At 69.7% G+C, this 25,721-nt stretch carries 16 protein-coding genes; 12 read left to right on the forward strand and 4 right to left on the reverse strand.

Features of this window, described 5'->3' with window-relative positions; translation table 11 throughout:
* The first annotated feature begins 20 nt into the window (after positions 1–20).
* From E3O46_RS14510 to E3O46_RS14525, 4 genes are all read left to right on the forward strand, one after another.
* Entirely contained in the window at positions 21–677 is a 657-nt protein-coding gene (locus E3O46_RS14510) for a TrmH family RNA methyltransferase (protein ID WP_416172965.1), read from the forward strand.
* Between the two features lie 229 nt (positions 678–906).
* The gene (locus E3O46_RS14515) at positions 907–9,273 is read left to right on the forward strand and encodes a beta strand repeat-containing protein (protein ID WP_166791087.1); all 8,367 of its coding nucleotides are present in this window, start codon (positions 907–909) and stop codon (positions 9,271–9,273) included.
* Positions 9,274–9,289: 16 nt separating this feature from the next.
* The gene (locus E3O46_RS14520) at positions 9,290–9,658 is read left to right on the forward strand and encodes a DUF4440 domain-containing protein (protein WP_134559075.1); all 369 of its coding nucleotides are present in this window, start codon (positions 9,290–9,292) and stop codon (positions 9,656–9,658) included.
* Positions 9,659–9,837: 179 nt separating this feature from the next.
* Entirely contained in the window at positions 9,838–10,962 is a 1,125-nt protein-coding gene (locus E3O46_RS14525; protein ID WP_134561953.1) for a baeRF2 domain-containing protein, read from the forward strand.
* 9 nt (positions 10,963–10,971) lie between these two features.
* On the opposite strand, the gene E3O46_RS14530 is transcribed toward E3O46_RS14525, so the two are convergent.
* Positions 10,972–13,161 carry a YhgE/Pip domain-containing protein gene (locus E3O46_RS14530; RefSeq protein WP_241987435.1) on the reverse strand — a complete coding sequence of 730 codons (2,190 nt, stop codon included), beginning with the start codon at positions 13,159–13,161 and terminating at the stop codon, positions 10,972–10,974.
* An 11-nt stretch (positions 13,162–13,172) separates the two neighbouring features.
* Positions 13,173–13,841, reverse strand: a complete 669-nt coding sequence (locus tag E3O46_RS14535; protein WP_174775135.1) for a P-loop NTPase family protein — start codon at positions 13,839–13,841, stop codon at positions 13,173–13,175.
* A gap of 257 nt (positions 13,842–14,098) precedes the next feature.
* Here E3O46_RS14535 and E3O46_RS14540 point away from each other — a divergent pair, with 257 nt between their 5' ends.
* From E3O46_RS14540 to E3O46_RS14575, 8 genes are all read left to right on the forward strand, one after another.
* Positions 14,099–14,776, forward strand: coding sequence for an ATP-binding cassette domain-containing protein (locus tag E3O46_RS14540; protein WP_134561955.1), 678 nt, complete (start codon positions 14,099–14,101; stop codon positions 14,774–14,776).
* Positions 14,777–16,909, forward strand: a complete 2,133-nt coding sequence (locus E3O46_RS14545) for a YhgE/Pip family protein (RefSeq protein ID WP_134561956.1) — start codon at positions 14,777–14,779, stop codon at positions 16,907–16,909.
* 38 nt (positions 16,910–16,947) lie between these two features.
* Positions 16,948–17,520 carry a TetR/AcrR family transcriptional regulator gene (locus E3O46_RS14550; protein WP_134446214.1) on the forward strand — a complete coding sequence of 191 codons (573 nt, stop codon included), beginning with the start codon at positions 16,948–16,950 and terminating at the stop codon, positions 17,518–17,520.
* Positions 17,521–17,658: 138 nt separating this feature from the next.
* The gene (locus tag E3O46_RS14555; RefSeq protein ID WP_134446215.1) at positions 17,659–18,153 is read left to right on the forward strand and encodes a DUF3151 domain-containing protein; all 495 of its coding nucleotides are present in this window, start codon (positions 17,659–17,661) and stop codon (positions 18,151–18,153) included.
* On the forward strand, positions 18,153–19,439 hold the full coding sequence (locus E3O46_RS14560; RefSeq protein WP_134446216.1) for an adenylosuccinate synthase: 1,287 nt from the start codon (positions 18,153–18,155) through the stop codon (positions 19,437–19,439). Before E3O46_RS14555 ends, E3O46_RS14560 begins: the two co-directional genes overlap by 1 nt.
* 282 nt (positions 19,440–19,721) lie before the next feature.
* Positions 19,722–20,624: a DMT family transporter gene (locus E3O46_RS14565; protein WP_478213400.1), complete on the forward strand. Its 903-nt coding sequence runs from the start codon at positions 19,722–19,724 to the stop codon at positions 20,622–20,624.
* A gap of 104 nt (positions 20,625–20,728) precedes the next feature.
* The gene (locus E3O46_RS14570; RefSeq protein WP_134446217.1) at positions 20,729–21,160 is read left to right on the forward strand and encodes a chorismate mutase; all 432 of its coding nucleotides are present in this window, start codon (positions 20,729–20,731) and stop codon (positions 21,158–21,160) included.
* Positions 21,157–22,092, forward strand: a complete 936-nt coding sequence (locus E3O46_RS14575) for an SDR family NAD(P)-dependent oxidoreductase (RefSeq protein WP_134561957.1) — start codon at positions 21,157–21,159, stop codon at positions 22,090–22,092. The genes E3O46_RS14570 and E3O46_RS14575 overlap by 4 nt, the downstream gene beginning before the upstream one ends.
* 167 nt (positions 22,093–22,259) lie before the next feature.
* Here the strand turns inward: E3O46_RS14575 and E3O46_RS14580 are convergent, their stop codons facing one another.
* Together E3O46_RS14580 and purL are read right to left on the reverse strand one after the other, a co-directional pair.
* Positions 22,260–22,985, reverse strand: coding sequence for a hypothetical protein (locus tag E3O46_RS14580; RefSeq protein WP_134561958.1), 726 nt, complete (start codon positions 22,983–22,985; stop codon positions 22,260–22,262).
* A 364-nt stretch (positions 22,986–23,349) separates the two neighbouring features.
* Positions 23,350–25,656 (reverse strand): phosphoribosylformylglycinamidine synthase subunit PurL, encoded by a 2,307-nt coding sequence (gene purL / locus E3O46_RS14585; RefSeq protein WP_134561959.1) that lies wholly within the window; start codon positions 25,654–25,656, stop codon positions 23,350–23,352.
* Between the last annotated feature and the right edge of the window lie 65 nt (positions 25,657–25,721).

Raw genomic sequence — 25,721 nt, forward strand, 5'->3', positions numbered from 1 at the left:
GCGCGGGATACGGTGGAGCGGTGACTGAACCGCTGCTCCCCGCTTCCGTACCGACCGCCGCACCGACCGTGGAGCTGTCGACGAACGGGGTCGGGCCGTGGCAGGGCGAGTTGCCGGAGGAGGCGTTCTACGACCCCGAGCTCCTCGAGCACGGTGACACCCGCAACGTGATCGACCGGTACCGGTACTGGTCGATGGCCGCGATCGTCGCCGATCTCGATGAGAAGCGCCACCCCTTCCACGTCGCGATCGAGAACTGGCAGCACGACATGAACATCGGCTCGATCGTGCGCAGCGCCAACGCCTTCGGCGCGGACACCGTGCACATTATCGGGCGCAAGCGCTGGAACAAGCGCGGTGCCATGGTCACCGACCGGTACCAGCACGTGCTGCATCACGCGGATGTCGCCACGTTCGTGCTCTGGGCGGCGAACGAAGGCCTGCCGATCATCGCGATCGACAACGTGCCCGGCAGCGTGCTGATCGAAACCTTCGCGATCCCGGAGCGCTGCGTGCTCCTGTTCGGCCAGGAAGGCCCCGGCCTCTCCGACGAGGCGATCGCCGCGGCGGATGCCGTGCTCGAGATCAGCCAGTTCGGATCGACGCGCTCGATCAACGCCTCTGCTGCCGCCGCCGTCGCAATGCACGACTGGGTGCTTCAGCACCGCTTCAAGTAGCCCGCTCACGGAGCCGGAGCCGGAGCCGGAGCCGGAACCGGTGCCGCCCCGTTCTGGGGTGGGCTCCGCCGCGCACTGGGGTCGTCCGAGGGATTGACCGGCGCGATGCGCAACCGGTAGCTTCTAGGAAACGTACTCAACAGGGACGCTTCTGCGTACCCGGGCACCCGAAATGCCCCGCGTACGCCGAAACATCGCTGCTCGCATTGCTTACCCTGGAGTACCCGTCATGCCGCTTTTCCGCCCTGCCATCGTGCCGCGCCACAAAAAGCGTCAGATCCTCTTCGACCACGGTTTCCTCGCCCCGGCCCGGGCGCACATGCGGATCACGGCCAGCGTCCTGGCCGGCCTGCTCGTCGCCGTCGGCCTGACCGTCGGCGCCATTGTCGCCCCGGCGACCGCTGCCGGGATCGTCACCCTCACGGCCAGCAGCACGCCGACCATCCTCGCGGGCGAAAACGCGACCGTGAGCCTCACCGCGACGGCTCCTGCCGGCGGCACAACGGACTACTACAACCTCGCATTCCGGTACCAGCTGCCCGCCGGCGCGAGCTACGTCCCCGGCAGTACGGCGGGGGCAAGCGGCCCGGCCCTCCCTGACCCGACGATCGTGACGATCACCGACGTCGTGGGGCCGCCGGCGGTCACCCACCAGGTGCTGATCTGGCCGAACATCGCCGACCTCGTGCACGGAAGCACCACCGGCCTCACCTTCGGGATCACGCCAGACCCCTCCGTCTTCCTGGTCGGATCTCCCATCCCCGGCAATGCCGCCGTCTACGGTCAGACCGACCCTCGACTGCTCGCCAAGTTCACGCCGACAACCGGCGTCGTCGTCGCAGGCAGCTTCGCATTCACGGATGCCGTCACTCCCGTTTCCACGAAGGTCGCCGCCCTCAAGGTCACCAAGACCGAACCGAGCCCCGAGCATGAACTCATGCGCGGCGCACAGGACCAGGCCACCGTCTACACAATCACCACCAAGAACACCGGGGTCGCCGCCACGACCGGCGTCGTGCTCGTCGACTACCTCCCGGCCGGCCTCGAATTCCTCGGTTGCGGCAGTGTCGACAACAGTGCGGCAGGCACAGAGGAGTACCCGGGCAGCGGCCCGCTCGGCTCCTCCACCGGCGGTCCCTCCTGCGCGACTCCCGCGCTCGTCGAAACGGTCAACGACCGAGCAGGCTTCCTCGGCCAGGTCTTCACGAAGGTCACCTGGAACCTCGGCACCCTCACGGCCGGGTCCACCCGCACCATCACCTATTCGGCCGCGATCCCGCTGAAGGCCAACACGATGTGGCCCGCCGGCCAGGTGCCCAACGCCGCCGCGCGCCTGCAGGCGGCCAACCTGGACAACAACACCGGGGCATCGACTCGCCAGGAGGCGCCAGCCGCCGCCGGCCAGGGCCTCACGAACACCGCAGTCGCCACCGGCACATACACCGGCCCCGTCGCCACTCCCGCGGATGCTGCCGCAACCTCGAGCGACTCCGTGACCGTCAAAGCCATGGACCTGTCGATCGTCAAATCCGTGGACTCCTCGGACTTCGTGGCCGACGGCATCGCGCACTTCACCCTGCTGCTTCGATCGAGTGAGTACACCACCGATTCCGCGATGACGATCACCGACGTCGTTCCCAACGGGCTCTGCCCGATCATGCCCGCTTCCGTCGTGGTGACCGGTCCGCGGGCCGGTCAGCTTCCGGCCGGCTGCACCGGAGGCGGCACGGTGACGGGCGCCACCGTCAACAGCGTCGTCGCCAACGCCGACGGCAGTTTCACGGTCGTGCTCACGCCGAACCCGACGAGCCTCCCGGTGAACACGAGTCGCACGATCGGCTACGACGCCCTGATGTCTTCGACCTACGCCGGAGACAGCCAAAGCGGGCCGACCGTCGCGGGAGACAGCTTCCTCAACACCGTCGGGATCACCGGCACGACAACCGACGTCACCGCCGGCCTCGGCAGCACGCCGGTCACAGACGACTCGTCGGCCGGCCTCGCGTCATCCAGCCCGACCATCACCAAGAAGGTGCTTCCCCGCCCGGCCGCCGGTGGCACCGCCGTTGACTGCGCCGCCGCGGTCAACGCGCCCAACTACACAGACACCCAGGTGCCGACCTACCACCTCGGCGACAAGGTCTGCTTCCAGCTGACCGTGGCGTTCGCAAGCTCAACCCGCACCCGCAACGCCCGCATCACCGACTTCACCCCGGTCGGAACGAGCTTCGACGGCTTCGCGCCCGCGTCAGGAAGCACCGTCGCCGTGAACCCCGCAACCGGCACAGAGTCGGCAACCCCGGCAGGCACCCTGCCCGCCGCCTGGAACCTCGGCACGCCGGACAACGGATCGACCGACCTCTACGTCGCCAAGGGCGCAACCCTGACCCTCTTCGTGAGCGCCATCGTCACGTCGACGTCGCCGACCGCCGTCGTCGACATCACCGCGAACCTGATGAAGTACCGCCAGGAATCCACGGCAGGGGCCGTGCTCGCACTCCGTGACCAGGTCGACTACGCGATCGCCCCTGCCCCCACCGTCTCCCTCGCCAAGAAGATCTCCGCCGTCAACGGTGCAGCCCCGGCCGCGCCGGCAACAGACGTCAAGGTCAAAGAGGGCGACGTCGTGACGTACGCCCTCGACGTCGCGAGCACCGGAACGGCCGCCGCAGGCACCGATGTGCCGGTCGCTGCCGTACAGGTCTGGGACGCCCTCCCCGCCGGCTACACCTGCACCACGTGGATCGTCGCGTCGATCACACCCGCCGGCAGCTGTCTGAATCCCGGTGATTCCGGCTACCCGACCACAAATGCCGTGCCGGCCAACGCTCGCAGCGTCATCGTCTGGACCGTTCCGGGTCCACTCGCCCCAGGAGCGGCAGCTACCCGGCTCAGCTATGCGGTGACGGTTCCCACCGGCGTGAGCGTGTCGACGGTGTTCCCGAATACGGCATCCGTTGTCGCCTTCACCTCGCCGAACACCGCGGGCGGCGACACGGTCTACTTCCCGAAGGGCTCGTTGAACCCTGCCCATGACACCGACGGGAATGCGCTCCCGGCCAACAGCACCGCGCAGATCCGCCTCGCCGACGCCGCCGTGGCCAAGACCGGCGTGTCCCGGATCGTGGCGACCGGCAACACCGCCAACCAGGCCGTCGCGGGGGAGCTCGTCGACTACACCTTCTCCGTCACGGTGCCTGCTCATACGACCGTGTACAACGGAAAGCTCTCCGACGCGCTCCCGGCCGGACTGACCATTCCGGTCGGAACCGTCGCGACAGTGTCGAGCGTGCCGGCCGGCGGCTCATTCGACCCGACGAACGGCGCCCTGACCTTCCCTGCAACCTTCGACAACACCACCGCCGTGGACCAGGTCTTCACGGTGACGCTGCCCGGCGTGCTCGTCGGCGTCGGTCTGGCCTCCGGAACGCTCACCAACACCGCGACCTTCGCGAGCAACGCCACCCTCGGCGGGACCGCGGTGACCCCGCGCACGGCGGCCAAGGCCATCACGGTCGTGACTCCACTGCCGACCCTCGCCAAGATCGTCGACAAGCCCACCGCCCAGGGCAATGACATCGTGACCTTCACTCTCACGGCCGGCAACACCGCCGGCCGCCCCGCAGCCTACGACTCCGTCGTCGTCGACTGCCTGCCCGCGGGACTGACCCTGACGGCCTTCCTCTCCCCTGCCGCTTCGCCGACGACGACGAGCGTGCCCGGGGACGGCACCAACGGGTGCGCCACCGGAACCACCAGGCTCGGCTGGGTGCTCCCCGGCACCGGTGCACTCCTGGCCCCCGCCACCACCGTGCTCACCTATTCGGCACGGGTCGCACCCAACTCCGCCGGGCTCGTCACGTACACCAACACGGCGAGCGTTACCGGCTCGACCCTGAGCAGCAACGGGGCGAACAACGCCCTCGTCGAGCGCGTCGTCTCTGCCGCCGCGTCGGCCGTCGTCACGGTCGAAGGCGCCACGACGGTCAAGACGGCCACCCCGAATGCCGTTGCGGTCGGCGGCGCGGTCGCATACACGATCACCGTCACCCTGCCCAAGAACGTCAACTTCTACAACGCATCCATCATCGACACCCTGCCAGCCGGCGTGACCGCGAACGCAGGCTCCGCCACGGTCACCTGCCGCACCGCCACCGCCGTCGACTGCATCGCCACGCTGCCCAAGGGCCCCGGTTTCACCCTCGCCCCGTCCGGCCAGAAGATCGGGTGGCTCCTCGGGGACGTCGTCGCTGCGACCGAGGACCGCACCGTCACCGTCTCGGTCACCGGCACCGTCACCACGGCGCCCGCCAACACCGCGGGAACGTTGCTGACCAACACGGCCGCTCCGCGCTGGAACGACACGGCCAAGTCCGATCCGTCCAATGCCGCAGCGGGCTTCGACCGCACCGGCCCGGCCGGATCCGCGGGCGTCACCGTGCTCGAACCGGTGCTCAGAATCGCCAAGACCGTCTCCAACGCCACTCCGGAACCCGGCCAGGCCTTCACGTACACCGTCACCGCGACCAACGCGAACACAGCAACGACGTCCGACGCGTTCGCCGTGACCATCGTCGACACCCTTCCCGCCGGGATCGACCCTGCGAGCGTGACGAATATCTCCGGCAATGGTGTGCTCTCCGGCACGACCATCACCTGGACGATGCCGACCATCGCCAAGAACGCGTCCGTCACCCTGACCTTCGACGCCAGGCTGGCCGCGTCACCGAGCCTCACCGGCAGCGCGATCGTGAACAGCGTGAGCGTGACGAGCTACGCCTCCCTGGCGGCTGGCGGCCGGGTCTACACGGCCAACCCGCCGACGGCGACGGCGGCGGTCACCCCGCGCTTCCCGCACATTGACCTCGCCAAGACCGCGACCAACGGTGCGACCGCATACGTGAACACCCCGTTCGGCTGGACGCTGACGCTCACGAACACCGGAGCGGGCACCGCGGCGACCGTCACCCCGACGGATGTCCTTCCCGCGAACTGGGTGTACCTCGCCGGTTCAGGCACGGTCTCGATCGGGAGCGGCGCGGCCGGGCCCCTCGGCGACCCGACGGTGACCACCGCGAGCGGAGTGCAGACCCTGGCCTGGCCCGCGTTCACGGCCGTGGCCCCCGGAACCGTCATCAGCATCCGCTACAGCGCGCAGCCGACCGCTGCGGCAACCGTCACTCCGGGAGCCGGGGCGGGCATCCGCCACACCAACACCCTCTCGGCCTCCGCGACGGATGCCACCGGTGCGACCGGTCACGCCGGCCCCGCCCCGTACGCGGCGAGCCCGGTGACCGCTGACGCGCACATCGATGCGGCCGACGTCACCCTGGCCAAGACGGCCGGCTCGGCCCTCGTCGCCGGGCGCAGCACGCCGGATGCCTTCAGCATCACCGTCAGCAACACCGGACCGGACACTGCGGTCGGGGCCGTCGCCGGACACAACTTCACGGTCACGGACACCCCCACCCAGCCCTTGCCCACCGGCATCACCGTCACGGGGGCGACCGGCACCGGCTGGAGCTGCACGGTTCCGAACGCCGTGACCGGCGCCTTCAGCTGTGAACGTGTCAACGCGAACGAAACCCTCGCCGCAAACGCCGCATTCCCGGCGATCACGGTCGCCATGCTCGCCGGATCCGGTGTGCCGAATGGCACGGCCGTCGTCAACTCCGCCACCGTCTCCGCCCGAACCTTCGACCCGCTCCTCGGCAACAACACCGCGAGCGCGACGAACACGGTGACCACGAGCGCCGACCTCGGCATCACGAAGCTCGCCAGTGGCGTCTTCGCCGCCGGCGACACGGCGACCTGGACCATCGACGTCACCAACGCGGGTCCGTCGACCTCTGTCGGACCGATCACCGTGACCGACACCCTGCCCGGGCACCTCTCCGCCGTCTCGGTCACGGGAACCGGCTGGACCTGCACCACCGCAGCGACCCCGGTGAGCTGTGTCTCCGCGGGCGGCCTCGCGCTCTCCGCGACCTCGCGCCTGACCGTGACCGCCACGATCGACTCCGACTTCACCGGCAGCCTCACCAACACGGTTGCCGTCACCGGGACGACGCCCGACCCGAACCCGGCCAATAACAGCTCCGCACCGACGACCCCGGTCGGGAGCGCAACAACGCTCTCGATCGCGAAGACCCTGCAGGATGCCCAGCTCGTGCCCGGAACGGATGCGACCTACCGCTTCGTCGTCGCGAACACCGGCCGCGCCGACGCCCGTAACGTGCGGATCGCTGACGCGCTGCCCAACGGCCTGACCTTCGTGCGGCTCGCGGCCGGTACCCCCGGCGCCTGGACCTGCACCGAGACCAGCACCACTCCCTCGACCATCGGGTGCGTCCTCACGGGCACCCTGAAGCCCGGCGCCGGGGCCACCCAGACCGTCGACGTCGTGGTCGCGGTGCCGAGCGGCCTCACCGGTTCCGTCGTCAACACCGCGACCGCAGGAGCAGACAACGCCCCCGACGCGAGCGACAACACCAACACGGGACTGATCGGCAAGGCCGATCTGGGAATCACCAAGACCCACCCCGCCGGCGCCGTGACGGCAGGCACCGACCTGACGTACTCCCTCTCGGTGACCAACTACGGTCCGTCGGACGCCCCGGCAGGCACCGTCGTGACCGACCACATCCCGGCAGGGCTGGTCGCCCAGGGCGCGGACGGTGGCGCCGACTGGACCTGCGCTGCACCCGTCGGACAGGATGTGACGTGCACGAGCACGAGCATCCTTCCCGTGGGAGCCACGGCAGGCGTCGTCTCCGTGACCGTCGGCATCCCGGCGAACGCCGGGCCCGCCGGCTTCACCAACGTCGCGGACGTGACCGGGGTTCTCGACGAGCCAACGCCGAACGCGCACCCCAACACCGCGAGCGACCCGACCGACGTGACCACGCACGCCGACGTCACGATCGTCAAGACGATCGTGCCGTCCGCTCGCACCGTCACCGCCGGTGGCAGCATCGGCTACGCCCTGACGGTCACCAACGCCGGTCCGTCGACCGCGGATGCGCTCACGGTCGCCGACACTCTGCCGGCCGGTTTCACCGCCACCGCGATCAGCGGTGCCGGCTGGACCTGCGTCCTGGCCAGCCTCAGCTGCACCCGCGCCCAGCTCGGCGTGACGAACTCCGTGATCAGTGTCACGGCATCCGTTGCCGCAGCGGTGCCTGACGGCACCCGCGCGGTCAACACCGCGACCGTCGGCTGGACCGACAGCCGCTCATCCGCCCACACCGACACCGACACCGTGCCCGTGACCGTTGTCGCGATCGCCGACCTCGAGCTGAACCAGTCGACCGCGACGGCGACCCCCCTCGCGGGCGCTGACGTCGTCTTCGACTTCGCGCTGCGTAACGTCGGCACCTCGGACGCCATCGGTCCGATCACGATCACCGACACCCTGCCGGCCGGGCTCCGGTTCCGTTCGAACACGGTGGGCTGGACCTGTGTCGCGAGTGCCGTTGCCGCCAGCGCCCCGCAGGTCGTCACCTGCACCCTCGGTGACGGGAGCACCGGCCTCGCCGCCGGCGGCACGGCGACCGCGCTCTCGATCACGGTGAGCACTGACCCGACTCTCGGTGCCGTCACGCTCGACAACCCCGCGATCGCCGCGACACCGACAACGGAGTCCACGCTCGTCAACAACCCGAGCCCCGTGCGGGTGCTCTTCGCCCGCAGCGCCGACCTGTCCCTCGTGAAGACCCACATCGGCTCAGGCGCGATCGGCGCTCCGACCCCCTTCACCCTCACGGTCTCCAACGCGGGACCGTCCAGCGCCGTCGGGGTCCGGGTGGTCGACACCCTCCCGGTCGGGCTCACCTGGGTCGACAGCGCGGGTAGTGACCCGGCGTGGTCGTGCTCGGCTGCGGCGTCGACCCCCGTCGGCTCGACGGATGTCTCGTGCGCCCTCGCGACGCCCGTCGCCGCCGGCGCGGACGCGCCGACCCTCGTCGTGAACGCCCTCGTCGACGCACGGTCGTTCCCGACGGTCACGAACGCCGCCGCCGTCACCGCGGTCACCCCCGACCCGGACCCGGCAAACAACTCGGCGACCGATCCCCTCGTCGTCGCCCCGCTGGTGAGTCTCGCTGTGACGAAGCACCACACCGGGCAGGCCATCATCGGATCGAACCTGGACTACCTCGTCGCGGTCACGAACACCGGAGCCACGGCAGACCCGGGTGGATTCACCGTGGTCGACGTGCTCCCGGCCGGGCTCAGCTACGTCTCCGGCCACGGCGACGCCGTGACCTGCGCCGCAGGGTCCGACGCGGCGCTGGTCACGTGCACCTTCGCCGGCGCGCTGGCCGTCGGGGCGACCCGCACGGTCACGATCACGGTGTCAGTGCTGGCCACTGCGTTCCCGACCGTGGTCAACACGGTCACCGCGCACAGCCTCTACGCCGACCCGGCTGCCCCGGCGGCCCAGGCGAGCGACTCCGCGACCGTTCTGAAGGCCCTCGCGCACACCGGAATCGACCTTCCGGTTGAGCTCCTCGCCCTGCTCGCCCTCCTCGCTCTCCTGCTCGGTGCCGCGCTCGTCCTCACGAGTCGACGACGCCGCGCCCAGCGTGCCGAATAGGGGCTAGCGTTGCAGTATGACTGCGATCACTGACGATCTGCCCGCCCGCCTGCTGCACGAAGAGCACGAGGGCTGGGACGCGATCCTTGCCCGCCGCGCCGGGGACTACTACTGGCGCACAATGACGCGCGATGCCCTGTTGGTGCTCCCGGGGAACGTGGTCGCCAGGGACGCGGTGGCCGCGTTCTTCGAGGCCCTCGCGCCGCTCGACAGCTACGAGCTGCACGACCCCGCCGTGATCCGGATCAACGATCGCGCGGGCATCCTCGTCTACCGGCTCGTCACCCGCCGCGGCGACGAAACCGTCGAGACGTCCGCCGCGACCACCTACGTGTTCCAGAACGGCGGCTGGTGCGTGGCCCTGCACCAGCAAAGCCCCGTCTAGCCCCGAAGTCCGTCCGCGAAAGGGGGTGAATCGTCGGTTACGCCTGCCCAGACCGACGATTCACCCGCTTTCGCGAGCGGATGCCGGGTGTCTTGTGGGTACACGGGGGCGGGTCTACCGTGACGAGACAGGGTTCCCGCATGTGGGGGAACCCGGGTAGCGAGAAGGGACCCGGGTCAATGGCTGACTTTGGAAACGAGGGCCTCGCGGAGCTTTACCGCCGGCCCGGAAGCGCATCCACCGTTTACGTCGACGTCACCCAGGATCGTGAGGATCCGAGACGCACCTCGAGCCTGCGTCATCGCTCCGTGCGCGAGGCGCTGGCCGATGCCGGTGCCCCCGAGGCCGACGCCGACGTCGTGATCGACCGGATCGAGGAACCGCCCGGCAGGCCGGGCAAGGTGAGTCGGCTGCTCGTGGTGCGGGACGGCCTCATCGAACTCGACGAGCTGTTGCCCGGTGAACCGCTCGGCGAGCTGATCGTCTCGCACGGGCCGGTGCCGTGCCTGCTGCCGCTGCTCATCCAGCGTCCGCGCGACCTGACCTACATCATCGCCGAGGTCGGGCGCGACGGCGGCGAGATCCGGCAGTTCCGGCTCAGCCGCACCGGCGCGGTCGCCGAGGAGGAGATCGAGGGCGACACCGAGTACATCACCAAGGTGCAGGGAGGATTCCTGTCCAACTCGCGGTACCAGCGCGACACCGAGGAGATCTGGAAGCGCAACGAGGGCCAGATCGCCGACGCGATCGACGAAATGGTGCGCACGAGCGGTGCGGAGCTGCTGATGCTCACCGGGGACGTGCGCGCGCGGCAGCTGCTGGTCGCCCAGCTCGCCCCCGCGAGCAGGGATATCCTCGCCGTGGTGCCGACCAACACCCGCCCCGGCGGCGCTACGACCGATGAGCTCGAAGCCGACCTCGACCGGCACCTTGCCGCGATCCTCGCCCAGGACGAGTACGACGCCCTCGAACGTCTCGACACCGGGCGCGGCGAAGGCCTCGCCGAGGTCGACTTCGCCGCCGTCGTGCGTGAGCTGCAGCAGGGCCAGGTCGAGGTGCTGCTGCTCGCTTCGGGAGCGCTGCCCGAGGCGACCCTGCTCGCGCTCGACCGTGAGCCCTGGGTGGCGTCGACGGAAGCGGATGCCCTCGGCGCGGCCGTTCTCGGAGCCGTGCCTGCCGCAGACGCGCTCGTCCGTGCCGCGTTGCTCACCGACGCGCGCGTGGTCGTGGTGTCGCCGGGGGAGCTGCCCGGCGGGAGCGGGGCCGCCGCGCTGCTCCGCTGGTCGACCCTCTCGACCCACTGAGCCGGCCGGTCAGCCGATCAGGCTGGGGCGCAGGTCGCGCAGGGTGCGGAAGTGCGTCATCCGGGTGACGCCGACCGCGGCCAGCACGAGGCCGCCGACGACCCAGAGGAGCAGCACCCCGGCATCCGCCCAGGCCGTGGCCGGGTTGCCGCCGTACATCAACTGGCGGATGCCGTCGACCGCGTAACTCATCGGCACCACGTGGTGCAGCCAGGCGAGCGGCGCCGGCAGGGTCTGCCACGGGAAGGTCCCGCCGGCGGTGACGAGCTGGATCACCATGAGCACGAGGCCGACGAACTGGCCGACGCTGCCGAGCCACACGTTGAGCGCGAGGATGATCGCCGCGAACGCGAGGGCGGCGAGCCCCATCATCCCGTAGGTGCCGACCGGGTTGTGCACCTCGAAGTGCAGGATTCCGGCGAGGATGCCGAACAGCGCCGCCATCTGCACGAGGCCGAGGAGGCCGGGGGTGAGCCAGCCGGCGAGGGTGATCTTGAGCGGGGAGTGCAGGGCCGTGATCGCCCGGCGTGACACCGGTTTCACGATCAGGAACAGCGCGTAGATGCCGATCCAGCCGGCGAGGCTTGCGAAGAACGGGGCCATGCCGGCGCCGTAGGTCCCGGCGGAGGTGACGGCAGCGGTCGTGAGCGACACCGGGTCGGCGATCGTCGAGCCCTGCAGGGTGCGGGTCTGGGCGTCCGAATTCGGGATGCTCGTCACCCCGTTCGCGAGGCCGTCGCGCAGTACGCCCGCGCCGGACTGCAGGGTGACGAGCCCGCTGTTGAGGCTCGTCGCGCCGGTCGCAATGCTTTCGGCGCCGGTCGCCGCGGTACTCGCGCCGGTGGCGGCGGATGCTGCACCGTCGTTGACCGTTCCGGCCCCGGCCGCAAGCGTTGCGGCCCCTGTAGCGGCGTCGGTCGCGCCGCTCGCGACGTTGCTTGCACCGGCGGCCGTCTGCGCGGCGCCGGCGGCGAGGGTTGCCGCACCGGTTGCGGCGGCGGCGGCGCCGGCAGCGACGGTTGCCGCGCCGGTGGCGACGCCACCCGCACCCGCGTTGAGGGCCGTGAGCTTTCCGTCCTTCGTGATGAGGCCGTCGAGGCCGGCCTGGACTCCGGCTGCCTGCGCGCTGGCGGTCTTCATACCGGTAGTGACGGTTGTCAACTGGAGGAGCGCAGCGTCAACATCGGCGGTGCTGAGATTGGCCGACGTCAGCTGTGTCCTGATAGCGGTCAGACTCGATTCGAGAGCTGTCGTCGTCGTCGCGTTAAGTGTCGTGACTGCATCGCCAGTAGCCGCGGAAAGGGCAGGCACGCCCTTCTCAAGCAGCGCCTTGGTCCCTGCCGACACGGAGGCCGCTCCTGTGGAGAGCGGGACTGTCCCGTCGGCAAGCTTCTTCGTTCCGGCCGCGAGGTCTGCAGCGCCGCCGGAGACCTTCGTCGCCCCTGCAGACACCTGGCTGGCGCCGGTCGCGAGCGTCGCAGTCCCGGTGGCAAGGCTCGTTGCCCCGCTCGAGAGCTGGCTCGTTCCGGTCGCGAGCTGGCCGAGGCCGGAGGCGAGCACGCCCACGCCGCTGGAGAGCCGGGCGGCACCGGTTGCGAGGCTTGCGCTCCCGTCGGATGCGGTCGTCGCGCCATCCGTCAGCTTGGTCGCGCCGTCCGCGGCCGTGACGAGGCTCGAGCGCACGTCGGACAAGCCGATCAGGAGCCGGTCGGCCGCTTCCTCATTGACCTTCGAGACGATGGCCTCCCGGATCTTCGTCGCGGCCTGGCCGCCGATCGTCGAAGCGAGATAGCTGTTCGTGTCGTTCGTGGTGAGGGTGATCACCGACTTCCGCGGTGTCGACGTGGCCGAGGATGCGATGCCCTCGGAGAAGTCGGCCGGAATGGTCACGCTGAAGTCATAGCTCGCGTCGGCGACGCCGGCCGCGGCCGTGGCCGCGGAGACACGGTGCCATTGGAAGGCTCCGGCGTCGGTGAGCTGCGTTGCGATGTCGTCGCCGTAGTTGTGGCTCACATCGTCGATGACCGTCCCCGTGTCGGCGACGACGAGGGCGACCGGCACGCGGTCGAGACCCGCATACGGGTCCTGGTTGGCCCACAGGTACAGGCCGCCGTAGAGCACGGGCACGAGCAGCAGGGCGGCGAGGGCGACCCGGGACATCACGGTTGCGGTCAGTCGCGCCAGTTCGGCGCGAATCATGGCGAAAACTTTCACAGGACATCGGCTCCGGGGATGGTGACGGGGAAGCGGGTGAGTCCGGCGGGCAGCATGCCGTCCGGCTCCAGGTTGGCGAGCTCGAGGTCAGCGATGGCGTGCGCCGAGGCGTCGCCGGCGATGACGAGCACCGCATAGCCACGCGCCGCCAGTCCACCGGCGATGTCCCACCAGCCGAGCGGATCGCCGCCGTGGCGGTCGGGAGAGGTGAGCACAAGCCCCAGCACGCCGTCGCGCAGCACGGCCAGTTCGGTCAACAATCGGATGCGGTCGTCGGGCGCGAGGTCGCCCATGTCGCTCCGCGCCCGGTCGGCGAGGCCGAGCCCGGCGAGCAGGTGCTGGGTGGACTTGCGACGGAGGCCGGCGAACATGAGCTCTTCGGCGACGACGTCTTCGACCATGACGTCCGCGGCGGGCTCCGAGACGCCGAGGGCGTCGACGAGAGCGATCTGGCGACGCAGTGCGGCGTAGTCGGTGTGACCGTCGATCGTGACGGTCCCGCTGTCCGGGCGCATCCGGCCGGAGGCGATGAGGCCGAGGACCGTGGGACGGCGTTCGGTCTCGGCCCGGGCGAAGGCGACGGCGCCACTGCTGAATTCCAGGGTCGTCGACGGAAGGGCAGAGTCTCTCGGGCCCTTGGTGACGGACGAGAGGTTAACGCGCATGCGAGCGCCTCCGGAGGTGAGAGGAAACCCATACGACGTCGGCACGGGTTCCGGGGGGAAGGAATAGGCATCGCGGCGCTGGGACTGAGGCCACTCTAATTCACCAGCACGAGATTTTTACTGACTAGTCAGTTCTGGTCAGACGCGGGGTCGTCGGGTGATCGAGGTGGACGAAGCCGGACCTGCTTGCGCGGGGCGTTCGACGGATCTATACTGACTAGTCGGTACAAAACGAGTACCGCCACGAAAGGAACGACGTGCAGGCGACACTGGTAGCGGACGAACTGACTGTCAGTTACAAACGAGGCCTGGTCTACGGGCCGATCAGCTTCAGCGCCGATGACGGCCTCACGGTCATCTGCGGCCCGGCCGGCAGTGGGCGCACGAGCCTGCTCCTCACCCTCGCCGGGCGGATGCGGCCAACCTCCGGAACCTTGTCGGTGCTCGGCGAAGACCTTCCCCGCCGCGCCCGCCGGGTCCAGCGCCGCACCGGCGTGTCCGGGTTCCACGGCATCGACTCCCTCGAAGAGTCGGTCACCGTCGGGGCGGCCATCCGCGAGCGCCACGCCTGGCTCGCCCCCTGGTGGTCCTTCATCCGGGCGGTCGACGACGCCGAGGTCGTCCGCGTCTGCGCGCCGGTCTTCGGCGATATCCCGGTTCCGGCCGCGAGCACGATGATCTGGGACCTCGACGAGGTCGAGATGGTGCTCCTCCGCGCGTCGCTGGCCATGATGAGTCGGCCCAGCGTGCTGTTCTTCGACCAGGTCGAGCAGGTGCACTCCCCGGAGGCACGCCGCCTGCTCTGGGCCCGGCTCGGCGCGATCGTCGCAGCCGGCACTCCCGTGATCGCCTCGGCCATCGCACCGGACTACGAAATGTGGGCGGAACTCGGACTCGAACCGACCGTCCAGTACATGAACCAGGAGATTCGCTAGATGTTCGCCTTCCTATCCACGGGCACCGAACTGCGCCGATTCGGCAAGGGCACCCTGCCCAAGATCGCGCTCGTCGTGTTGATGTTCATTCCCCTGATCTACGGCGCCCTCTACCTGTGGGCCTTCTGGGCGCCGGACAAGGAACTCAGCAAGCTCCCGGTCGCCCTCGTCAACTCCGACACGGGCGCCGTCCGTGACGGCACGGACGTGACCGCGGGCAACGACCTCGTCGGCAAGCTCCTCGACGGTCACGACCTGGGCTGGGTCGAAACCAGCGCGGCCGACGCCGCCACCGGGGTGACCGACGGCGACTACTACTTCTCCGTCACCATCCCCGCAGACTTCTCCACGGATGCGATCTCCGCAGGCACAGACACCCCGACCGCTGCCGAGGTGCTCGTCGACTACAACGACAGCAACAGTTTCCTCGCCTCCACCCTCGGCAAGCAGGCCATGATCCAGCTGCGGGACGCCGTGTCCCTGAACATCGGGGACCAGACCGTCAACACGATGCTCGTGGCCGTGAACAAGGCCGGTGACGGCATCCGCACCGCCGCGGCCGGTGCCGGAACGCTCGCAGACGGCCTCAGCACGGCCGAATCCGGCACAGGCACTCTCGTCGCCGGGCTGAACGACCTCTCCGCCGGCGCGTCCACCCTTGACGACGGCGCGGCACAGGTGGCCGACGGATCGTCGACGCTGGCCGCGGGGATAGGCACGCTGTCCTCGGGCGCGGCAACGCTCTCCTCTTCCTCGCTGAAGCTCTCCGACGGCGCGTCGACTGTCGCCGCGGGGACCCAGAAGGTGTCCGATGGACTCGCCTCGGCGGCCACGGGGGCAGCCACCCTCTCGGACTCCTCAGACCAGCTCGCCGCGGGGGCGACCTTGATCGCGACGGGAACCGGACAGCTCGCAACCGGGACGAAGGACCTCGACGACGGCCTCGCGAAACTGGAGGCGGCCATGGCCGCTGCCCCGGCCGGCACGCCGGCATCCGCGTTCCTGCCGACCGTGACGAAGCTCGCGACCGGAGCCGACACCCTCAACACGAAGACGCAGGGCGCTGCCACCCAGGTTTCGGGATACGCGACGCTGAGCGGAAACTTCGCCACCGGCATGGGGACGCTCTCCGACGCGCTGACCGCAGGCGCCCCCGGGGCCGCCCAGGTGGCAGCCGGATCGGCGCAGGTGGCCTCCGGATCGGCGGCCCTCGCCTCCGGAGCAGGCCAGCTGGCCACCGGCGCGGCCACCGCCGCGACCGGGTCGGCCACGCTCGCCACCGGTGCGGACAGCCTCGCCGCCGGAACCGGCACCCTCGTCGACGGCAGCAGCCAGCTCGTCGCGGGCGGCACCGCCCTGCAGTCCGGCACCGTGCAACTCGCCGACGGCAGCCACACCCTGGCCGATGCCCTCGCGACCGGAGCCGCGGACGCACCCAGCCTCACCGACGCGCAGATCTCCGAGAAGGCCGCGGTGATCGCGAACCCCGTCGACCTCAATCAACGGTGGGAGAACGCCTCGGACAGCTTCGGCGAGGGCTTCGCGCCCTTCTTCCTCGCCCTGGCCACCTTCGTCGGTGCACTCATCACCTGGCTCATCCTGCGTGCCCTGCCGACCCGCGCGCTCGCCAGCGCCGCCTCGGGCCTGCGTGCCACGATGACCGGTTTCCTGCCGGCCATGGCGATCGGGTTGAGCCAGGTCATCATCATGGTCCTGGTGCTCGTCTACGGCATCGGGCTGACCCCGGCGCACTGGCTGGGCATGTCCGCGTTCATCTACCTCACAACGCTCGCGTTCCTGGCGCTGCAGCAGATGTTCATCATCCTGTTCGGCACGGCGGCAGGCCGCGTGATCAGCCTGGTGCTGCTCATGCTGCAGCTCAGCTCCTCCGGCGGGACCTATCCCGTCGAGACCACGCCGGAGTTCTTCCAGATCCTGCACCCGTGGATGCCCGCTTCCTACGTCGTCACCGGGCTGCGGCAGCTCATCACGGGCGGGATCGACTCTAGACTGTGGCTTTCCGTGCTCGTTCTCGTAGGCATCCTGGTCGGCTCGATCGCGATCAGCGCCTGGAGCGCGTCTCGGCAGCGGATGTGGACGATCACCCGGCTGCACCCGGAACTGACCATCTAGGGTTGCGACCCGAACCGAGTGCGACGAAGGGACCGACTATGCCACGTGCGACGGGAACAAAACGGGCGATCCTGGACGCCGCGCTGGAGCTGGCCGCCACCCGCGGGATCACCGGCACCACGATGGACGACGTTGCCGAGCTCGCGCACGTGGCCAAGGGCAGCCTGTACTACAACTTCAGCTCGAAGGACAAGCTCTTCGAGGCGCTGCTGGAGGAGGGGGTCGGCTCGCTCTCCGACTCCCTCCGGGCGGCGCGTGACGGGCTGCACGGGCGGGAGGCGCTCGTCGCGCTGATCGCGGTGCTCCTCGACCTGATCGAGTCGAACGCGGGACTCGCCAAGCTCATGGCGGCCGAGATCTTCCGCACCGACCGGGCCTGGCAGAAGACCCTCTTCGCCCTGCGGCACGAGGCCCTCGCCGTCTTCGCCGAGGCGATCGCCGAGGCCCGTCCGGCCACGGCGGCAGCGGGAACGAGCGGGTTGATGGCGTCGAGCGTCTTCGGTGCCGTGCTCATGGCAGGCCTCGAATGGCTGGTGTTCGATCCCGACCGCGACCGCGACGAGGTCTCCGGGGCCATCCTCGAGTCGCTCTCGGGCGGCCTGCTCGCCTGATCCCGCACCCGGTCGCACTCCGGGTCGCACTCCCGGCCGCGGCGACGCGATGGCGAAACCGGGACATTTCCGGGCATCAGCCCGGGGGTGGCGGCAGGTTCCGTGGGGCTCAGAGTGCTCACCGCGTTAGGATCGAGTGTGACCGGCGAAAACTTGATCGACCAGCCCGAGACCCTCCTTCCCGCGGAACCGGAGGTGATCGCGGCGCTCCGGAGTACCGAAAGCCACGCGTTGCCGTCCCTCGTCGCCGCGCACCCGACGTCCTCCCTGGCCTGGGCGGTGCTGGCGGATGTCGCCCACCTCGAAGGCCGCACCATCGAGGCCTATGCCTTCGCCCGCGTCGGCTACCACCGCGGCCTCGACGCCCTCCGCAAGGCCGGCTGGCGCGGACACGGCCCGATCCCGTGGACCCACGAGCCCAACCGCGGGGTGCTGCGCGCCCTGTATGCGTTGCGCCGCTCCGCCGCCGAGATCAACGAGCAGGACGAGTTCGACCGCCTCACCGTCTTCCTGAACGACGCCGATCCGACCGCGATCGCGCGCATCGACCAGGAAACCATCACGCCAGACGGCTATCGGGCCGATGACCCGGCCCCGATCACCGAGGCGTTTTTCATCCGAGGAGAGAACTAATGCCAGCGATCGTTTTGGTCGGAGCCCAGTGGGGCGACGAGGGCAAGGGTAAGGCCACCGACCTCCTCGGTAGCCGCGTCGACTACGTCGTCAAGTTCAACGGCGGCAACAACGCCGGGCACACCGTGGTGATCGACGGCGAGAAGTACGCGCTGCATCTGCTGCCGTCCGGCATCCTGACCCCCGGCGTCACGCCGATCATCGCGAACGGCGTCGTCGTCGACATCGAGGTGCTCTTCGAGGAGCTCGACGCGCTGATCTCCCGCGGCGTCGACGTGTCCCGGCTGAAGGTGAGCGCCAACGCGCACATCATCACCCAGTACCACCGCACGGTCGACAAGGTCACCGAGCGCTTCCTCGGCAAGCGCCAGATCGGCACGACCGGTCGGGGCATCGGCCCGACCTATGCCGACAAGATCAACCGGGTCGGCATCCGCGTGCAGGACCTCTTCGACGAGAACATCCTCCGCCAGAAGGTCGAGGGCGCCCTCGCCCAGAAGAACCACCTGCTCGTCAAGGTCTACAACCGTCGCGCGATCTCGGTCGACGAGATCGTGACCGACCTGCTCAGCTACGCCGAGCGCCTCCGCCCGATGGTCGCAGACACCGCGCTGCTCCTGCACCAGGCGCTCACTGCGGGCAAGACCGTGCTCTTCGAGGGCGGCCAGGCCACGATGCTGGATGTCGACCACGGCACGTACCCGTTCGTCACGTCCTCGAACGCGACGTCCGGCGGTGCGGTCACGGGATCCGGCATCGGCCCGAACCGGATCGACCGCGTCCTCGCCGTCGTCAAGGCGTACACGACCCGCGTCGGCGCCGGCCCGTTCCCGACAGAGCTCTTCGATGAATCCGGCGAGTTCCTGCGCGCCAAGGGCTTCGAGTTCGGCACCACGACCGGCCGCCCGCGCCGCTGCGGCTGGTACGACGCACCCGTCGCCCGCTACACGGCCCGCATCAACGGGGTCACCGACTTCGTGCTCACCAAGCTCGACGTGCTCACCGGCCTCGCCGCCATCCCGGTCTGCGTCGCGTACAGCGTCGACGGCGTCCGCCACGACGAGGTGCCCGTCTCGCAGTCCGACTTCCACCACGCGAAGCCCATCTACGAGGACTTCCCCGGCTGGACCGAGGACATCACCGGCGTCCGCACCTTCGAGGAGCTGCCGCGGAACGCCCAGGACTACGTGCTCGCGCTCGAGAAGATGAGCGGCGCCCGCATCTCCGCGATCGGCGTCGGCCCCGGCCGCGAAGCGATCGTGTCCCGCCACGACCTGATCAACTGAGAGCTGAGCTGAGCCGGGCCGCAAGGGTCTGAACCGAGAAGAGCGGATGCGCGGGGCGCATCCGCTCTTGTCGTCTCTTGTCGTCTCACGCCGTCGCGCGTCGCTTCGAACGAGCGGATGCTGCCATTCACCGGCGGGTTCCAGACGTTGCGCTCAGAGAGGCCCGACGCCGACGGCCGCACACGTTACAGTCGGCAGGTGACCGATAGCACCGCCCCGCGCGACGCCCCCACTTCTGCAGTACCCGCTCCCGCCGAGCCTGCTCGTCGCGCCGTCGTCGCGCTGCAGTTCCTCGGCATGGGCGTCGTCTGGGGCTCGAGCTTCCTGTTCATGAAGGTCGCCCTCGCCGGAGTGAGCTTCGGGCAGGTCGCCTGGTCGCGCCTCGTGCTCGGCGGCCTCACCCTCGGCCTGATCGTGCTCATCACCCGGCCCCGGGTGAACAACGGCCCCGTGTTGCCGCGCGAAGCGGCCGTGTGGCTGCACTTCCTCGTGATCGCGGTGAGCGGATGCGTCGTGCCGCATCTCCTCTTCGCGTGGGCCGAGCAGTACGTGTCCTCGAGCCTCGCGAGCATCTACAACGCCGTGACACCGATCATGACGGCCCTGATGGCGACCCTCGCCTTCCGCGTCGAACGGCTCGGGCGCGGGCAGGTGCTCGGGGTGGTCGTCGGCATCGCCGGCGTGCTCGTGATCATCGGGCCGTGGCGCTACGCGGCGCTCACCGGGGACCTCTGGGGCCAGCTCGCCTGCCTCGGCGCGGCGGTGTGTTACGGCTTCACGTTCGGGTACACCCGCCGGTTCCTGAGCGGGCGGCCGATCGCGGGGGCGACGTTCGCGTTCCTCAACATCGGGCTCGGCGGGGCGATCATGCTTCTGCTCACGCCGGTGCTGGCCTGGCACCCGGTGTCGCTCAACCCGGCGATCGTCCTGAGCCTGCTCACTCTCGGCGCCCTCGGCACCGGGCTCGCCTACATCTGGAACATCAACGTGCTCCGCGCCTGGGGCCCGACGAACGCGTCGACGGTGACGTACGTGACGCCCGTCGTCGGCGTCGTGCTCGGGGTGCTGCTGCTCGGCGAGACGCTGTCCTGGAACGAGCCGTTGGGCGCGCTCCTCGTGCTGCTCGGCATCCTGCTCGCGCAGAAGCGCATCCGCTTGCCCCTGCCTCGCCGCGCCCTCGCCTAGCCGCGTGACCACTGCCCGCGAAAGCGGGTGAATCGTCGGTCTGCGTCAGCCATAACGACGATTCACCCGCTTTCGCGCCGGGGTGCGCACGGTATCGTTCAGTCATGGCCGAACACGAGGAATTGCCCGCCGGTGCGGGGCGGGATGCGATCGACGAATTGAACGGCATCCGCCAGAGCATCGACAACATCGATGCCGCCCTTATCCACATGCTCGCTGAGCGCTTCAAGTTCACCCAGCAGGTCGGACGACTCAAGGCCAGGCACGGTCTCCCCGCCGCAGACCCCGCGCGGGAGCTGCAACAGATCCAGCGGCTGCGCGCGCTCGCCGAGGAGGCCAGGCTCGACCCCGGTTTCGCCGAGAAGTTCCTCAACTTCATCGTCGCCGAGGTCATCCACCATCACGTGGCGATCGCGGGCGGCCAGCCGGGCGTAGGAGACGGGCAGGCACCCGGCGCTGCCATCGGGGTCATGCCCGATTCGGCGATCGGTGCACCGGCGCCTGCGACTGCGGAACCCGCAGGCCCGGCGTCGTGAGCTGGGACCCGCGCCACCTCCCCGACCAGTCCGGCAAGACCTTCGTCGTCACCGGCGCCAACGCCGGCCTCGGCTATTTCACAAGCGAACAACTCGCCGCGACCGGTGCGCACGTCGTGCTGGCCTGCCGCAATCCCGTGAAGGCGGATGCCGCGATCGCGGCCATCCGCGGACGGGTACCCGGGGCATCCGTTTCGACGATCAACCTCGACGTCGCCGACGCCGACAGTGTGCGCGCGGCCGCCGTGCTGCTGCTCGAGCTGCCCCGCCTCGACGGACTCGTGCTCAACGCCGGCATCGTGCACCCGCCCCGGACCCGCGAGTCGAGCGCGGCCGGCAACGAGATCGTGCTCGAGACGAACTACCTCGGGCACTTTCACCTCACCGCGCTCACCCTGCCCGCCCTGTTGCGCACGCCAGGCAGCCGGGTCGTCGCGCTCGGCTCGCTCGCGACGCGGCTCGTCGCCTCGCGCCTGGACAACCTGCAGCTCGAGACGGGGTACAGCGGCTGGGTCGCGTACGCGCAGTCGAAGATCGCGATGCAGGTGTTCGGCTTCGAGCTCGACCGGCGGCTCCGGCGTGCCGGACTCGGCGGCCCCGGCGGGGTGCAGAGCCTCGTTGCGCACCCCGGTTACTCGGTGTCGGGGCTGACGCCGGGCATCCGCGGGGTCAACGAGCCGAGCCGGCCGCAGCGTTTCGCCGACAACCTGCAGGGCCTGATCGGCGCCCAGGGCAAGGACCGCGGCGCCTGGCCGACGGTGCGCGCGACCCTCGACACGGATGCCCGCGGCGGCGAGTACTACGGCCCCCGTTTCCTGACCCGCGGCCTGCCTACTCGTCAGCGCCCCACGACCACGAGCCTCGACCCGCAGGTCGCGGCCCACCTCTGGTCCCGCACCGAGTGCCTCCTGTCCCTCCCCTTCCCCCTCTGACCCTCCCGCCTGTACCCTGTCGCCTGACGACCCGTGCGGTCTGCAGCCAGCCGCGAGAGTACGAATTGTGCCCTCATAGGGCGCACCAAGGGGCCGTTTCTCCGCTCTCGCGGGAGGGGTGAGGGATGCCGGGGGCTGGGTCGGCGCGAATGCGACGGCCGGATGGGTCAGGGGCGCCAGCCGCGGTCCCGAAGTGCGGTGTCGACCTTGCGCACGGCCGACGCGCTCTTGAGTCGAAGATGTGTCTTGTTCAGGCGAACCACCCGCCAGTCGGCTTCCATGATCGCATCGAGCCGATCGATGTCCCAGTGATACTGCTCTTCGTCCGTTCGATGCTGCTCGCCGTCGTACTCAACGAGCACTCGATATTCCCGGTAGACGAGGTCGCCCGTCGCAATCTTCCGTCCCGACCTATCCGTTAGGGGAGCGTTCACTTCCGGCTCGGGAAGGCCGGCCCGCACCAGGAGGAGCCGGATCTCGGTTTCCCGCGGTGAGAGCACGCCGGGGCGGACCCAGCCGAGCGCCTCTCTGAGCCGCCGTGCGCCGCGCTTGCCTGCGTGACGCGCCACGCCGGTACGCAGCTCGGCCATGGTCGCGAGCGGTCGCCTCCCTCCGACCAGGGCGTCTCCCATCACAATGAGTTCATCCAGGCTCAGCACGGCAGCGAGCTGGCGCCAGACATCGACCGGTGCGGCCACGCGATAACCGCCGATATCGACTAGGCGTACGGTGCCTGGTCGCGCATGGTGCGCGACGGTCCCTCTCACTCTCTGCCGTTCCGCCGGGTCGTCGACGCAGATATGAATCACGCCGGACGTCGCGAACCTCCGGGGGAGGGGAAGACCGTGCAGGTGCGCTGCCGTCACGTGACTGAAGAACTGGGCCGTCGACATCCGCTCGGAGTATGCCGCTATGAGCGTCGCGATCGTTGCCGGTCCCAATCGTGGTGAGCGGATGCCGTGAAACGGCTGCTCAAGGTCCGCGCCCCTCATTCGCTTCCGCGATACGCCCTCGTGGCGTCCACTGCGGGTGGTGAAGTGTCGGCCACGCAACGCGGGGGGAAGTTCGCGACGTCGTTTCATCCCCCGATGATGCCGATTCCCACGAACGAGCGCGCGTTCTATCCACAGTCCGGCGGCCAGGGACCGCGAGAGTACGAAAATGGCCCCTTCGGATGTCGTGAAGAGGCCATTTTCGTACTCTCGCGCACGACACGCCCGTTCCCGGGGGGGGAGCGGCGGGGGCGGGAGGCCCGGGCTAGGCGAAGTGGGCGGGGAGGGTGGAGCTGTGGCGGGAGCGGAGGTCCGCGAGGGAGACCGTGAAGACGTCCTGCACCTCAAGAGCGTCGAGGGTGTTGTCGGTGACGCCGATGCGCAGCACCGGGTACCCGCGGCCCTCGCAGAGGCCGAGGAACTTCACGTCGTCCTCGCGCGGCACCGAGACGATGACGCGGCCGGCCGACTCCGAGAACAGGGCGACGGATGCGTCGATCCCGTCCCGCTCGCAGATGTCGCCGAGCCACACGCGGGCTCCGACCCCGAACCGGAGCACGCCCTCGGCGAGAGTCTGCGCGAGCCCGCCGGAAGACAGGTCGTGTGCGCTGTCGATGAGCGCCTCGATCGACGCCGCGTTGAGCAGGCCGGCCAGCCGCGCCTCACCGGGAAGGTCGACGACCGGCGGCACACCGCCGAGGTGCCCGTGCACGACATCGGCCCAGGCCGAGCCGTCGAGTTCCTCGCGGGTGATGCCGAGCAGGTAGATGTTGTGGCCGTCGTCCTGCCAGCCGCTCGGCACGCGGCGGGCGACGTCGTCGATCACGCCGAGCACCGCGACGACGGGCGTCGGGTAGATCGGCTGGTCGCCGGTCTGGTTGTAGAACGACACGTTGCCGCCGGTGACGGGGATCTCGAGCTCGAGGCATCCGTCGGCGAGGGCCGTGACGGCGCGTTCGAACTGCCACATCACCTCGGGGTTCTCCGGGGAGCCGAAGTTGAGGCAGTCGCTGATGCCGACCGGCACCGCTCCGGTCGCTGCGACGTTGCGGTACGCCTCGGCGAGGGCGAGCTGGGCGCCGCGGTACGGGTCGAGCTGGCAGTAGCGGCCGTTGGCGTCGGTCGCGATGACGAAGCCGAGGCCAGACTCCTCGTCGATGCGGATCATGCCGGCGTCGTCGGGGAAGGAGAGCGCGGTGTTACCGAGCACGTAGCGGTCGTACTGGTCGGTGATCCAGCTGGGGTCTGCGAGGTTGGGCGAGCCCAGCAGCGAGAGGAACTGCGCGCGCAGGTCCGCGGCATCCGTCGACCGGGGCAGAGCCGAGGCCGAGTCGGCCTGCAGCGCGTCGATCCAGGTCGGGTAGGCGACCGGGCGGTCGTAGACCGGGCCGTCGATCGCGACCGTGCGCGGGTCGACGTTGACGATCTCTTCGCCGTTCCAGTCGATGACGAGCCGGCCGGTGTCGGTGACCTCGCCGAGCACGCTCGTCTCGACGTCCCATTTGGCGGTCATCGCGAGGAAGCCCTCGAGCTTCTCCGGCGTGACGACGGCCATCATCCGCTCCTGGCTCTCGCTCATCAGGATCTCCTCGGCGGTGAGCGTCGGGTCGCGCAGCAGCACCTTTTCGAGCTGGATGTACATGCCGCCGTCGCCGTTCGAGGCGAGTTCCGAGGTCGCGCAGCTGATGCCGGCCGCGCCGAGGTCCTGGATGCCCTCGACGAGCTTGTCGCGGAACAGTTCGAGGCAGCACTCGATGAGCACCTTCTCGGCGAAGGGGTCGCCGACCTGCACCGCGGGGCGCTTGGTCGGGCCGTCGGCGCTGAAGGTGTCCGAGGCGAGAATGGATGCCCCGCCGATGCCGTCTCCGCCGGTGCGGGCCCCGAAGAGCACGACCTTGTTGCCCACGCCGCGGGCGTTGGCGAGGTGCAGGTCCTCGTGGCGGAGCACGCCGACCGAGAGCGCGTTGACGAGCGGGTTGCCCTGGTAGACCGAGTCGAACCAGGTCTCGCCGCCGATGTTCGGCAGGCCGAGGCAGTTGCCGTAGAACGAGATGCCGGACACGACGCCGTGCACGACGCGCGCCGTGTCCGGGTCGTCGATGCGGCCGAAGCGGAGGGCGTCCATCACGGCGACCGGGCGGGCGCCCATCGAGATGATGTCGCGCACGATGCCGCCGACGCCGGTCGCGGCGCCCTGGAACGGCTCGATGTAGGAGGGGTGGTTGTGCGACTCGATCTTGAAGGTGACGGCCCAGCCCTCGCCGACGTCGAGCACACCCGCGTTCTCGCCCATGCCGACCATGAGGTTCTTCTTCATGGCGGGGGAGACCTTGTCGCCGAACTGGCGCAGGTACTTCTTCGAGCTCTTGTATGAGCAGTGCTCGCTCCACATCACCGAGTACATCGCGAGCTCGCCGCTCGTGGGGCGGCGGCCGAGGATCGTGCGGATCTCCTGGTACTCGCCCTCGGTCAGCCCGAGGGCGCCGAAGGGCTGGTCCTTGTCCGGGGTGGCGATCGCGTTCGCGACGGTGTCGGCGATGCCGCGGGAGGGGGTGGTGGTAACTGCGGTCACGTGGCGTTCTCCCAGAGATAGCGGATGCTTGGCGCGCCCAGTCTACCGGTTGCCTCCCCTGCACC

The sequence above is a fragment of the Cryobacterium glucosi genome (assembly GCF_004402235.1).
Taxonomy (GTDB): domain Bacteria; phylum Actinomycetota; class Actinomycetes; order Actinomycetales; family Microbacteriaceae; genus Cryobacterium; species Cryobacterium glucosi.